General features: G+C 60.3%; 12 protein-coding genes and 2 pseudogenes. 6 read left to right on the top strand and 8 right to left on the bottom strand.

Annotated elements, in window-relative coordinates; genetic code table 11:
• A pseudogene (locus VMR39_RS04690) lies at positions 1–216 on the top strand (nitrite/sulfite reductase); the annotation flags it as partial.
• Here VMR39_RS04690 and VMR39_RS04685 read toward each other — a convergent pair.
• A complete protein-coding gene (locus VMR39_RS04685) occupies positions 186–491 on the bottom strand; it encodes a hypothetical protein (RefSeq protein ID WP_325414848.1) in 306 nt (101 codons plus the stop codon). The pseudogene VMR39_RS04690 and the gene VMR39_RS04685 overlap by 31 nt on opposite strands.
• On the opposite strand from VMR39_RS04685, the pseudogene VMR39_RS04680 reads away from it, so the two are divergent.
• Positions 381–626, top strand: a pseudogene (locus tag VMR39_RS04680) (DUF934 domain-containing protein); the annotation flags it as partial. The gene VMR39_RS04685 and the pseudogene VMR39_RS04680 sit on opposite strands and share 111 nt — an antisense overlap.
• On the opposite strand, the gene VMR39_RS04675 reads toward VMR39_RS04680, so the two are convergent.
• A complete protein-coding gene (locus VMR39_RS04675; RefSeq protein WP_325414846.1) occupies positions 604–2007 on the bottom strand; it encodes an FAD-dependent oxidoreductase in 1404 nt (467 codons plus the stop codon). The pseudogene VMR39_RS04680 and the gene VMR39_RS04675 overlap by 23 nt on opposite strands.
• A 246-nt stretch (positions 2008–2253) precedes the next feature.
• On the opposite strand from VMR39_RS04675, the gene VMR39_RS04670 reads away from it, so the two are divergent.
• Positions 2254–4695 (top strand): TonB-dependent receptor, encoded by a 2442-nt coding sequence (locus tag VMR39_RS04670; RefSeq protein WP_325414844.1) that lies wholly within the window; start codon positions 2254–2256, stop codon positions 4693–4695.
• A 92-nt stretch (positions 4696–4787) separates the two neighbouring features.
• Positions 4788–5636: an SDR family NAD(P)-dependent oxidoreductase gene (locus VMR39_RS04665; protein ID WP_325414842.1), complete on the top strand. Its 849-nt coding sequence runs from the start codon at positions 4788–4790 to the stop codon at positions 5634–5636.
• A gap of 45 nt (positions 5637–5681) precedes the next feature.
• Here VMR39_RS04665 and VMR39_RS04660 read toward each other — a convergent pair whose 3' ends face one another.
• The 3 genes from VMR39_RS04660 to VMR39_RS04650 are packed head-to-tail and all read right to left on the bottom strand — an operon-like array spanning position 5682 to position 8112.
• Positions 5682–6194, bottom strand: coding sequence for a hypothetical protein (locus VMR39_RS04660; RefSeq protein ID WP_325414840.1), 513 nt, complete (start codon positions 6192–6194; stop codon positions 5682–5684).
• Positions 6191–7246: a phosphotransferase family protein gene (locus VMR39_RS04655; RefSeq protein ID WP_325414838.1), complete on the bottom strand. Its 1056-nt coding sequence runs from the start codon at positions 7244–7246 to the stop codon at positions 6191–6193. The genes VMR39_RS04660 and VMR39_RS04655 overlap by 4 nt, the downstream gene beginning before the upstream one ends.
• A gap of 38 nt (positions 7247–7284) precedes the next feature.
• Positions 7285–8112, bottom strand: coding sequence for an SDR family oxidoreductase (locus tag VMR39_RS04650; RefSeq protein WP_325414837.1), 828 nt, complete (start codon positions 8110–8112; stop codon positions 7285–7287).
• 235 nt (positions 8113–8347) lie between these two features.
• On the opposite strand from VMR39_RS04650, the gene VMR39_RS04645 reads away from it, so the two are divergent.
• Together VMR39_RS04645 and VMR39_RS04640 are read left to right on the top strand one after the other, a co-directional pair.
• Complete coding sequence (locus tag VMR39_RS04645) at positions 8348–9505, top strand: aminoglycoside phosphotransferase family protein (protein WP_325414835.1); 1158 nt, start codon at positions 8348–8350, stop codon at positions 9503–9505.
• Between the two features lie 136 nt (positions 9506–9641).
• Positions 9642–10040: a putative quinol monooxygenase gene (locus tag VMR39_RS04640; RefSeq protein WP_325414833.1), complete on the top strand. Its 399-nt coding sequence runs from the start codon at positions 9642–9644 to the stop codon at positions 10038–10040.
• Between the two features lie 9 nt (positions 10041–10049).
• On the opposite strand, the gene VMR39_RS04635 is transcribed toward VMR39_RS04640, so the two are convergent.
• The 3 genes from VMR39_RS04635 to VMR39_RS04625 form a co-directional block, all read right to left on the bottom strand.
• Complete coding sequence (locus tag VMR39_RS04635; RefSeq protein WP_325414831.1) at positions 10050–10520, bottom strand: nuclear transport factor 2 family protein; 471 nt, start codon at positions 10518–10520, stop codon at positions 10050–10052.
• 16 nt (positions 10521–10536) lie between these two features.
• Positions 10537–11313: an SDR family NAD(P)-dependent oxidoreductase gene (locus tag VMR39_RS04630; protein ID WP_325414829.1), complete on the bottom strand. Its 777-nt coding sequence runs from the start codon at positions 11311–11313 to the stop codon at positions 10537–10539.
• On the bottom strand, positions 11310–11723 hold a 414-nt coding region (locus VMR39_RS04625; protein WP_325414827.1), incomplete at its 5' end, for a hypothetical protein. The genes VMR39_RS04625 and VMR39_RS04630, both read right to left, overlap by 4 nt.

Here is an 11723-nt window from a genome sequence, read left to right as displayed (position 1 = left end):
CTCGGCGGATCCGGCGACGAGAACACGTCGATCGGTGAAATCATCGGCCGCGGCTTCGAGCCGGAAAAGGTGACGGACGCCGTCGAGGTGATCGTCGACACCTATCTGCGCCTGCGCCTCGATCCATCCGAAATCTTCCTCGATGCCTATCGTCGCGTCGGACCGCAGCCCTTCAAGGATGCGCTCTACGGTGACAAGACGGCTGCGGCGGCCTGAGGAGAGCGATCATGACGAAAATCTGGAACGAAGCCGGTTTTGTGGCCGATGATCCCTGGGTGATCGAAACCGAGGACGCCAAGGCGGGCTCGAACGAGAAGGCGATCGTCGGGCTCGACGATTTCCTGGCGAAAGTCTCCGAGGGCGGCGAAACCGGCCTTGGCGTGCTGATCAACCCGGCGGACGACGTGCGCAGGCTGGACGGCCATCTGGACCGCATCGCGCTGGTCGCGGTGGCGTTTCCGGCCTTCAACGATGGCCGGGCCTTCAGCCATGCCTCGCTGCTGCGCTCGCGACTCGCTTATACCGGCGAGATCCGGGCCGTCGGCGATGTGCTGATCGACCAGATCCCGTTGATGCTGCGCTGTGGCATCGACAGCTTTGCGGTCAGCAATGCGACGGCGCTGAAGCGCCTGTCCGAAAATCGCCTTCCGGGCATCGAAAACCACTACCAGCCGACGGCGCGTCCTTCCCAGGAAGTGGGCTCGTACAGCCCAATATCTCGCCAGCCGCGTAGAGGCCGGGAATCGCGATACCGTTGCGATCACGCACGCGCCCCTTGGTATCGATGTCCAGCCCTGCGCTGGTCTGCCCTATCACGGATGCCCTTACCTCCACGGCGAAGTAGGGCGCGGCATCTATCGGGAAATATTTTGGCGCCTGCTTGGCCCATTCGCTGTCGACGCCATCTTCCGCATCCCGATTGTAGCGCGCCACCGTCTCGGCGAGGGCCAGGCGGTTAATGCCCACCATGTCGGCCAGCGCATCCAAGTCTGAAGCCATGCGGATTTTCCTGCTCGCCACATGTTTGCGGATCAGATCCTCATCCCAGGTCTGGGATACCTCGCCGGTGTGGTAGGGATCGGAAAAGCGCTTGTCCGCGCTCCCCTCCACCAGCGTCTTCTCATCGAATATCGCCCATGCATGGGCGCCGGACTGCTCATTGATCAGATAGCCCGACACGGCATAGGGCGAATTTTCCGGCATGAAGCGCCGCCCTTCATCATTCACCAACATGCACCAGGGCGGAAGAAAGGCTTCCACCGAATTGGGCACCAGGCCGGCGGACGGCAACACCAGTCCCGTATCATGTCCGGTGATGCGCGCGCCGATCATCTCGCCCAGCTTGATGCCATCGCCGACGATGAATGGAGCATCATTGTGGACCGAATAGACGATGTCGCCATGCTGCGCCGCCGACGGGAAATATTTGGCCCGCATCCCCGGACTATTGCCGAACCCGCCCGTGGTGATGATGACCGCCTTCGCCCGCAGGTCCACGCCCGATGCATGGACGCCCACGACCCGGCCATCCTCGATCAGCAACCGCTCCACCCGTGTTCCGAGCGCGGTATCAATGCCTTTCGCGCCCACTTCATTGATCAGCAAGCGTCCGATCGTGTCACCCGCCCCGACCGTGCAATGGCCGCGCGGCACCGTGTCCACGCCGGATTTCACCACCCACTGATATTCTGCGCCCAGACCGATGAGCCATTCGACGGTCGCCGCGCTTCGCTCCGCAAACAGGCGGATGATATCGGGCCGGGTCTGCCAGCCATTCAAGGTCATGATGTAATCATACATGGCCTGCGGGCTGTCCTCGATGCCCATCGCCTGCTGCACGCTCGTCCCGGCCGCATAAACGACCCCACCCGACAGACGAGTCGCCCCGCCCAACTGAGTATCCGCTTCAAGCAACATCACGGATGCACCGGCGGCATGGGCGAACAGCGCCGCCGTCATGCCGGCGCCACCGCCGCCTACCACGATGACATCATAATCCGTGCCCATACATCCATTCCTCTCCAAGCCGACATGCGCCTTGTTTTCCGAAACATTAGCTATCGGCGTCCGGCCATTCTCATATGTGATAGCCAATCTAGTACCCTAGCGTACCAGATTGCAAGAGCTATGGCGCGCTCGGCAGCTATTTTAAGAAACGCGCTGATAATCCTTTGACGTATGGTACGTTAATACACTATATCCATGCGGCCGGTTAGCTAGGCCAAGATCGCTACATGTTCCGGGAGAGTTCTGTTGAAAAGCCATATTGTCATGCGCGATTCGCTGTTCGTTGCGGCGCTACTTGCTTCGTCATCCGGCATCGCGATGGCACAAGGTAATACGGATGCGAACGCGCACCAGCCGACCGCCAGTCTGGACGATATCGTGGTCACGGCACGCAAACGCGACGAAAGCTCGATCGCCGTCCCCGTCGTGATGACCGCCGTCGGCGCCAATGAACTGGCCCGTCGTTCCGTCACCAATCTGGACGGCATCGCGCGCATCGTCCCGCAGCTCATCATCGCACCCCAGAACGGATCAGTGCAGGGCGGCAACATTGCGTTGCGCGGCATCAGCGGGCCGGACAGCAACCCCTTCGGCGATCAGGCCGTCTCCTTCAACATCGACGGCGTACAGATCGCCAAGGCAACCGTCCGCCGCATGAGCGACACCGACATCGCCCAGGTCGAAGTACTCAAAGGACCACAAGCCCTTTTCTATGGCAAGAACAGCCCAGGCGGCGTCGTCTCCATCCGCACGGCGGACCCGACCAGCAGTTTCGAGGCGAAGCTGAGCGGTGGCTATGAATTCAACGCCGACGAACTGCGCCTGGAAGGCTACGTCTCCGGCCCTGTCACGGAAACGCTGGGCGTGCGCCTGTCGGGCTATTATTCCCGCATCGAAGGCGACCTGAACAATCAAGTGCCCGAGACTGCCTATCTCTATCCCAAGGAACAGCGCCTGCCGCATAATCGCGACTATGCGTTGCGCGGAACGGTCAAATGGGAACCAACCGACAATTTCGATGCCCGGCTGAAGGTCAATGTCGCGCGCACCAAATATGCCGGCCCGGCCCAGGCCGGCGAGTTCATCCACTGCCCCTTCGGCGGCCCGCAGTCCGGATCGGTCGACAATTGCAAGGCGGACGACCAGATCATCCGTGGTTCGTCCGGTCCGATCGTCGGGACGCTCGACCCCACCTTCCGCGATGGCGAACCCTATGGTCGCCAGCGGCAGATTCTGACCGGGCTGGAGCTCAACTATAGCCCGTCGGATGAAGTAAAGCTGACGTCCATCACAGGCTATTATGATGTCGACCTCATCCAGGCGGAAAATTACGAAAACGACTATTCAATCGCCCTGCCAAGCCGAAATATCTACAAGGACAAGGAGTTCAGCCAGGAGCTACGTGTCCAGACCGATTATGAAGGCCCGCTCAACTTCACCGCAGGCGTCTATCTTGGTGTCACCAAGGCGGAGACGGGGTCGAAGACCTTCCTGTTCGCGGCGGAAGAAAGCGGCCTTGCCTCGCTGACCGCCAACGGCCTGGGCTTCATCCCCCTGCGCACACCCTTCCAGATCAACAATTATTATTTCGTGCAGAAGGGCACTGCTTACTCGGCCTTCCTGCAGATGAGCTACAAGCCGGTCGAACAGATCGAAATCACCGCCGGTGGACGCTATTCCTATGAAAAGAAAAAGCTGACCAAGGTGCTGAACGGCATCAATGGTGGCGTCGGCTTCGTCGATCCGGTCCAGAACACCTTCGACAACATGGTCGACGTCACCGACCAACTCGTCACACGCAGCGGCAACTGGAATGATTTCTCTCCGGAAATCAGCATTTCCTATCGCCCGACGCAGGATTTGACGATCTTCGGCAACTATAAGCATGGCTTCTTATCGGGCGGGTTCAATTCCAGTTCGGTGGACAATATCGCGACGACCGACCTGTCCTATGATCCGCAGACCATCAAGGGGTTCGAGGCCGGGCTTAAGGCCGCTCTGCTCGACCGGACGCTGCGGCTGAACTTCGCCGCCTACAGCTACCGCGTCAACGATCTTCAGGTCGTGAACTTCACCAACGCCAGCTCGACCATCCGCAACGCTGCATCGACCAAGATCAAGGGCGTCGAATTCGACTTCAACTATCGCACGCCGCTCGACGGTCTGTCGCTTCATGGCGCCGCCGCCTACAACAAGGCGCGCTATGCCGCCTTTGCCAATGCCCCCTGCTATAATGGCCAGACACCGACCCAGGGCTGCGTGATCGGCAGCGCCGGCGCGCCCGTCCAGGATCTGTCCGGTGCCGAAATCCCGCGCGCGCCGCGCTGGAATCTGGCCGGCGGCTTTTCCTATGACACGCCTTTGACGCAAGGCCTGAAACTGGGCCTCTCGGTCGATGCCAATTATTCGAGCAGCATGCTGACGGATGCCACCTCCGCACCGAACGGACGCATGCTCAAATATGCCCTGCTCGACGGATCGCTGCGCGTCAGCGAAACCGACGACAAGTGGGAGGTGGCCCTGGTCGGTCGCAACCTGACCAACAAATATTATTATGTCGCCTCCACTGACGTACCCTTCACCGGCAGCGGCACGGGAACGGCGGCTGGCGTACCGGGCGATCGCTTCGCCGCCGTCAGCCGCGGGCGTGAAGTCATGATCCGCCTAACCTATAAGTTCGGCCAATAAGGTCGGGTACATCGGCAATAGGGGCGGATCTGCCGACACTCTACCGGCAGGCCCGTTTTCGACTAAAGTGACGTAAAAAGCAGGAGCAGGATATGGCACGATATCTGGTGATTGGCGGTGCGGGCGGCGTCGGTTCCGCCCTTGTCTCGACATTCAAGGCGGCGGGCCATGAAATCATCGCGTCCGTGCTGAACGATCAGGAAGCAAAAGCCGTCAGTGCGGCTCATGCAGAGGTGGCCTGCTTCCCCCTCGACCTGTCGGATCCGACCAGTGTGGTCGATGCGGTTCGCGCTGCGATCGACAATGGCCCGCTGGACGGCGTCGCAGTCTGCGCGGCGGTCGCGCCAATCGGCATATTGGAAACGGCGAACCTCAAGCAGGTCCAGCGGACGCTCGATGTCAACATCGTCTCCGCCCTCGCCATTTTCCAGGCCGTGATCCCTTCGCTCCGCGCGAGCCGGGGACGGATAGCCTTCACCAGTTCCATGGCCGGGAAGGTCGCCATGCCCTTCGTCGGCCAGTATAGCGCCTCCAAATTCGGGCTGGAGGGGCTGGCCGATGCCATGCGCCGCGAAGTCGCCGGACAGGGCGTCCATGTCGCGTTGGTGGAACCCGGTGGCATCAGGACGCCGATGGTCGATGCGCAACTGATGCAGGTCAGCCAGATGATCGATGCTCTGACACCGGAAGAAGAGCGGCTATACGGCGCCTTTTATCGCGGCTTTCGTGACGCTGCGAAGGCCAGCCATGAGCTGACCGCATCGACAGCCAGTCAGGTCGCGGCAGTCCTCGTTCGCGCATTGACCGATGCGACCCCGGTAGCGCGCTATATTGCCGGCGCCGACGCAGAGCAGTTGATCGCCGCCGCGCACGCCATGTCCGATGCGGAAATGGACGGCCTGATGGCGCAGATGATGTCGGGCGAAACCGCCCCTGCATAATCCCGTCAAGTGGGAGGTGGCGCAAAACACCTCCCGCCAAGGGCGTCAGCGGCGCGGCCCATGGCCGACAAAGGCCGGCTCGACCAGCTTGCCGCCCTCCTGCTCCAGCTGCCAGACGATATAGGCGCGGACCTGTTCATGCAGTGCGGTTGCCTCCCGATCGCCTTCCGGCGCAGCCTGCAACAGCAGCAGCAGGTCGCATATATGCTGCCGCAACATGGCGACTCTCTCGCCCAGTCTGCTCAGCGACGGATAGACGGCAGGATCCGGCTGCGCCTCGATCGACTGACGGATGGCGACCGCCAATTCCTCACCCTCCGCCCGGCCTTCCAGCCAGGCAAGCGCGATGGGGAACAGATCGCGCAGATAGGCGATCTCGTCGAACAGCAACTGTCCTTCGGTTTCCAACCGATATTCCACATAGCGCAGCATATGCTGAATGGTCGCCGCGTTGCTGCGTTCGGTCCGACCGGACAGCGTCGGGATGATCCCGCTCTCCATCGTCTCTCGCACGCAGCGCACGACTTCGGTTGCGGTGGGGGTCAATATCGGCTTCATGCGACAGTCTCGTTCATTTGAGCAAACCAGGCGGGATTGATGGACGTTTCCAGTCCGCCCGCTCCTGCAAGCATGCGCTTTGCGAGATGGAAGACTTCCGTGCCGGTCCAGGCCTGTCGGATATCCGCCTTGCCATTATGCAGGACCACCGCGGCCTTGTGGCCGTAGAGAATGGCGCCCAGCGTGCGAAGACGCTGATAGAAATGCACATTCTCAACCGGCAGGTCGATTCCGCTGACCTCCCGATAATAGGCAAGCGCCTGCTCCAGCCCCCAGATCTTGCGACCATCCCGCTCGATCTCCGGGATCAGATCCTGCAAGGATGCGAAGTCCGCCGCCGGATCACCGATCGACGCTTCCTCCCAATCGCTCATCGCGACGATCTCGCCATCCAGGAATATTTCTTCGCCCAGGCCATTGGTGCCTTTGCAGAGGGAAATGTAGGGCGCGACGGGCGCATCCTTGCGCAGCGCGCCCAGGCATTCGATCACGACGGGCATGGGTTCACGCTGGAAATCGGCCAGTTGTGCAATCAGGCGGTCGATGAAGTGGCCGGCGCACGCCTCCACGCTGGGGGGAGCGGACAGGCGCGTATCGAAACCCAGCGCCTTCCAGTCCACCTGATGCACCAGCGCCAATTTCCGCATATGCTCCTTGGACACCGCGATCCGCATATCGTCATATTGCGGATCGGGATCCTTGAAATGAGGGATTTCCCAATCGCCCTTGATTTGCGTACGGATGTAGAAGGGGCGCTCAGCCCAGGCCGGATCGTCTTCCCACCGCAGCACCGGCGCGACCGGAACGGCGCTCTGCCCCAATCGCTCATACATGAAATATTCCTGTTCGAGCGACGAATGAATGGTGCTTCCTCCTTCAAAGTCCGCGCGCAGGACGATGGAGGAAATGGCTGCGCCCGGGTGCGCCCGATAGTCGACAAACCATGTCAGGCGCGACGATCCGCGCGGATAGCGGACATCATCTTCCAGCACCGCTGCATCTCCATAGAGATGGCGAATATAGTCGGCGAGCGGCCGTTTCAGTAACTCCACGCCTTTTCCTCCCCTTTGTGATTTTCTATGCCTTGAGTCTACCGATCTCCCAGCGCCTTGCCGGAACCATATGAATCTGCGCCCTTGGCCAGTTCGTCGGGACGCGGCATGCGGGTGAGTTGGTTGCCGCCATTCACTTGCAGGTTGAGGCCTGACACATAGGCCGGGCCGGCCAGCCACAGGACGGCATTGGCGAAATCATCGGGCAGGCCGACCCGGCCCAGCGGAATTTCCCTGGCATAGGCGCGTTCGAAATCAGGGTCGGCGAAGGCCTCCTTGGCCATGTCGGAATTGATCGGCCCCGGCAGGATCGAATTTACCCGAATATTGCGTGGCCCATATTCGATCGCCGCATAGCGCACGATGCAATCCGCCGCCGATTTCGCGGCGGCATAGGCGATGTGCGGCATGACCGGGTGGGTGGTCGACATGGACGAGATGAAGATGATCGAACCATTCTCGCCGATTGCCTCCGCCATATATTTGATGAAGAAGGTCGGACCATGGAAATTGACGCGCGTGGCGTTGTCGAGCAATTCCTGGGTCATGTCCGAGATCATGCCCATCACTGACAAGCCGGCACTGTTCACCGCGATATCGACCCGGCCATAACGGTCCTTGACGAAGGCCGCCAATGCCTTGATCTCGTCTTCCACGCCTGCATCGCATCGCATCGCCGCACCGCCGATCCGGTCCGCCAGCCTTGCCAGTTCCGGCAGACTGCGCGCGGCAACGACCACCGTCGCACCATTGCGGGCCAGCGCCTCCGCGATCGCCCAACCCGTACCCCCTTCTGCAGAGGCACCTAGTACGACCGCAACCTGGCCTTTCAGATTCAGGCCGAACGTCGTCGCTTCCTGCTCCAAAACATCTCTCCCATATTCGCGTCGATAACGGATTTCCCGACCTGCCGCAGTCGGAATTTGATTGTTTGCATACATACTATATATATGTGTGCAAATTGCAATTACGCATTATGATTTGCTGTGGCCTATCACGGCAGCCCTTGCCTAATACACCAGTTAAGCTAATCATATGCTTCATAACGATATATTTGAAATTTGCAGCCTTGGGGCAGATTTGAACAAAGGAGTGGATGCGATGGGGGCTTCGGCGGAAGCGATCAAAGCGGCATATGCGGCTGAAGCCGATCATGACCGTCCGGTGTTTCAGGCGCATGAAGTGCCGACCAGTTATAAGGCGATTACCCATACATGGCTGACCGCCGTGTTGTGCAACCATGCGCCGGGCAAAAAAGTCACAGATTTCCGGTTTGACGAACGGGATGACGGCTCTTCCAATCGCCGGCGCATCTTCCTGTCCTACAATGATGCGGGGCGCAGCGCGGGGCTACCCGACACGGTGTTCTGCAAGGCAGCAGAAACGCTCGAGAACCGCATCGTTCTGGGCGTTTCGGACACGGCGCGGGCGGAATCGGATTTCTACAATCTCGTCCGTCCTCGCATCGATTTCGAGGCACCAGTCCCACGCTTCGCAAAATTCGATCCGAACAGCTTTGCCTATCTCATCATGATGGATGACATGGCCGGCAAGGTTCATTTCCCGGACGAGCGGACGACCCTAACGCGCAACCAGGCGGAAGCATTGGTCACGACCTTGTCCCAACTCCATTCCCGCTTCTACGAAAGCCCCGAACTCGGGACAGCGACCCTACCGTTCAAACATTGGCCCCGCTGGTGGCGCGACATGATGACCGGCGCGCCCGATTTCCCCGACTATTGCAGCAGGGGATGGGATGCTGCCGCGCATGTAATGCCCGATCGCCTCGTCCGCCGCAGCGCGGAAATCTGGGAAGCGACCGAACGCTCCGTCGCGCGCCATCTGGAACTGCCGCGTACATTGATCCACAGCGATGTCCATCTAAAGAACTGGTACATCACGCCAGATGACCGCATGGGCCTGGCCGACTGGCAGCTGACGACGATCGGACATTGGAGCCGTGATTTCATCTTCTCCACCCTGACCGCACTGACCGTGGAACAAAGGCGCGATTGGCTGGAGGATCTGTTGCGCCTCTACATCGATTTGATGGCGGAAAAGGGCGTGCCACCGATCGACTTCAACGACGCCTTGCGCAACATTCGCCAGCAGATGTTCACCGCTTTAGCCTTCTGGACCATCACCATGCGTCCTACTGGCGATATGCCAGCGATGCAGCCCGAGCATACGACGCTGGAATTCCTGCACCGCATGGGGACGGCGATCGACGATTATGACGCGCTGGATGCCTTCCTCTAAATGGTGGAGTGGACGGAGGAGCAGCACCGCCCGCTCCTCCGTCCGGCCCATGTCCAATCTTCTTGATAACATACATTCATAATCGTATGTAAATTATCAACCTGCCCTGGCGTGAGGGCATGAGGAAGAGGATCCTATGACCGGAATCATCGTCACCCAATCCAACATCTTCATATCCAAATACCGGATCAAGCCTGGCAAGCGGGACGAATTCCTGGCCATTTTCAATCCGCTCTGGAAAAATGCCATGGCGTTCATGCAGGAACATGCGAATTTCGTCTTCTACGGCTTCGGCCGCGATCCCGACATTCTGGTGGCAATCGAATCTTACAGAAATGAGGAGGCGGTCAATGCGATCCGGCAGACAGATGCCTTCAAACAGCTTGTCGGCCAGATGCTCGACTTATGCAGTGAGCCGATGACGATGGAATTGTTCAACGGCTTGGAAATGGGGCCGGAGATTTTCGACGTCTATGCGCAGGGCAGATCAACGGTTCATCCCGCAACTGCCGACAATCATGTCGAATTCCTGTAAAGGCCCAACCTAGCCGCCCGCCGTCTCGACCGGTTTCGCATTGCCCAGCCAACGGACGAACCGCGAATCCGGCCGCGCCCATTCCATCGTCGCGCGTCGGCGCATTATCAGCCAGCGATCACCCTGCCGCACAAATTCATCATCATAGCGCCCGGCATGATCGATCCCCAATTCGGTGACGACGATGATGTAGGTCACGACCTTCGCCGTGTACGGTGTGGCAAGGTCGATCATCGTCGTCGTCAGATTATGCCGCTGGAAATTCCCCTTCGCAAAAGCGCCGCGCCGTTCCGCCGCTGGCAACAACATCGCGATGATCGCATCGGTGCCGCGATACTTCCCCTGCCCCTGCACCTCGAACACCCCATCGGGATGGAACACCTGATGATGCAGGCCATAATCCGCCGTGTCGGATGCCTGATTATAAAGTTGGATCGTGTAGCGGATAGCCTCGCGCGCCAGCAATTCCTCCACCGTCATGCCGCTTGCCTCCCGGTCAGAACAACCCGCGCGTCCAGCCACCATCCACCGCGATCGTCTGTCCGGTGATGTAGCTGGCCCGCTCGGAACATAGAAAGGCGGCCAGCCCCGAAATTTCGTCCGGCCGCCCGTGCCGCCCCATCTGGATGACGGGCGGCGGTTCCCGCGGCGTCCGCGCCTCCGCTCCTCCGCCCTGGGTTTCCTCGTTCAACCCGGTGTCGATGCTGCCCGACGCGATCGTGTTCACCGTGATACCGAACGGCGCCAGTTCGTTCGAAAGGCTGCGCGCCAGTCCCACCGCCGCCGTCCGATAGGTATTTGACAGGACGATGTCGAAGAAACGATGCGGTTCCTTCGCACAGACCGACCCCAGATTGACGAAGCGCCCAAAGCCTTTCGCCTTCATCGCCGGACATGTTTCGCGCACCAGCATCGCCAGTGACAGGACGACCTGCTCGTTACTCAGCCGGAAATCCTCGCTGGACGCCTCGTCAAAACCATAGCGCAGCACGGAACGGACATTGCCGATGACGATGTCCGGATCGCCGAACACCGCGCGTGTCTGCGCCACCGCCCTGCCGATATCCGCCTCCACCGCCACGTCCGCGCTGACCCAGGCGGCTCGCCCACCCTGCTCTTCAATCTGGGCGACGGTGTCGCGCAACGGCCCCTCCCGCCGCGCGACGACCATCACGGATGCGCCTTCCCGCGCCAGTTCCAGCGCGATGGCCCGCCCCATGCCGGCGCTTCCACCGGACACGAGCGCGACCTTGTCATCCAGCCCCAGCCTCATTCAAAACCATAGGGATCATAGCAACCATTGATGAACATCTCGACCTGCGCCGCGCCGCGATGGACCGACCCGTCCGGGGCATGGAGCGTAACTCGCATCAGATATTCGACGCCATGGGTCTTCTTGCCGTCATTGCCCTTGTCCTCGATGCCCGTGCCCTCACCAAAGCTGGTCGCCAGTTGCTCCCCACTGACCTTGTAGGGTGTGTAGGCGAAGGGCTGCTGCGACCAGTCGAACGTTTCCCATTCGATCGCCAGTTCCTCAGACCCGTGATAGGTATGGAACGTCCCCCCATCCTTCCAACTGCCCGGATGATAGCCCATGGTCTGCCCCATCCATGGCGGCGCGGCGACATCATAGCGAATGGTCCAGGCACCGCCCTGATCATCCTCCAGATGTAGCGTCGCATC

The sequence above is a fragment of the Sphingobium sp. genome (assembly GCF_035511395.1).
GTDB lineage: Bacteria > Pseudomonadota > Alphaproteobacteria > Sphingomonadales > Sphingomonadaceae > Sphingobium.
The sequence above is the reverse complement of the archived record's forward strand: the minus strand, read 5'-3'. Positions and strand labels throughout refer to the sequence as shown.